Origin of the sequence: Marinomonas sp. S3726 (assembly GCF_000967665.1) — a bacterium.
Classification (GTDB): Bacteria; Pseudomonadota; Gammaproteobacteria; order Pseudomonadales; family Marinomonadaceae; genus Marinomonas.
Genome location: NZ_JXYC01000067.1, coordinates 1 through 825, shown reverse-complemented (window position 1 = coordinate 825; position 825 = coordinate 1). Strand labels below are relative to the sequence as shown.

2 protein-coding genes are annotated in these 825 nt (G+C 43.8%); both read right to left on the bottom strand.

Translation table 11 applies throughout. The annotated features are described in order from the left end of the window. Positions 1–577: phage baseplate assembly protein (locus TW85_RS25800; RefSeq protein WP_052702413.1), on the bottom strand; the 577-nt coding region annotated here is incomplete at its 3' end. Beyond that, positions 574–825: hypothetical protein (locus tag TW85_RS26280; RefSeq protein ID WP_046019857.1), on the bottom strand; the 252-nt coding region annotated here is incomplete at its 5' end. The genes TW85_RS25800 and TW85_RS26280, both read right to left, overlap by 4 nt.

Here is an 825-nt window from a genome sequence, read left to right as displayed (position 1 = left end):
TAACTTCCATTGTGCCGTCAGGACTCATAGAAGCTGAGCCTGCTGAATTAGTAAAACTCGCTCCTTTAACAACACCTCCTGCGGTAACATTACCCCCCGCATCAATTTTTGTTGCAGCAATGATGTTTGCGCCGCTTTTAATTTGGCCCACAGATTCTATGGTTTCAGCCACCGTTAACTTACCTGTCATATGGGTATGCGGTGTAACCAACTCAACTTTCGTTTTAGCTTCAACACTTATAGAGCGGTCTTTCTTAATGTGTACCTTGTCCCCTTGGTAGTTATAAATAGCCGCCTCACCTTCCTCTATGGTGAGGCGATAGCGTTGGTCTCCCGCAAGAATAGCCACGCTATGAGAACCGTTGCCGTTAAACGCAAGAACAACAGATTCCGCATTGGCTAATGGGTGAGACGTAAAACCAAACGGCTCAAGGTGTTCAACATTATCCAGCGGTTGCCCACCTTCTTGTTGTAGCTGAAGGTAACGAACATTATTTACATACTTCACTCTGGCAATGGTTGCACGACCTGCTAAACGATGAAGCTTTCTTTGCAATAGTTTTAAAAGTGAATTCATAGAACAAATCCCAAACTTTCATTCGCTTTTTCTTCTTCAGCTATTAAGTCAAAAGCATTTTTAGGCATTACTAAAAGCTCGGTGGTACTTCCTTGCTCTCCGAGGATAATGCGAGTTTCAACGATTAATCGTTCATCATTCCAATCCATTAACGCATCCTTTACTGGAACAAGTAAGTTGGGGTTCCATAACGCGCCTCCCGGTTTTTGTCGCCAGCCTTGAACACCATAAACCACAGTTTCAGCTCT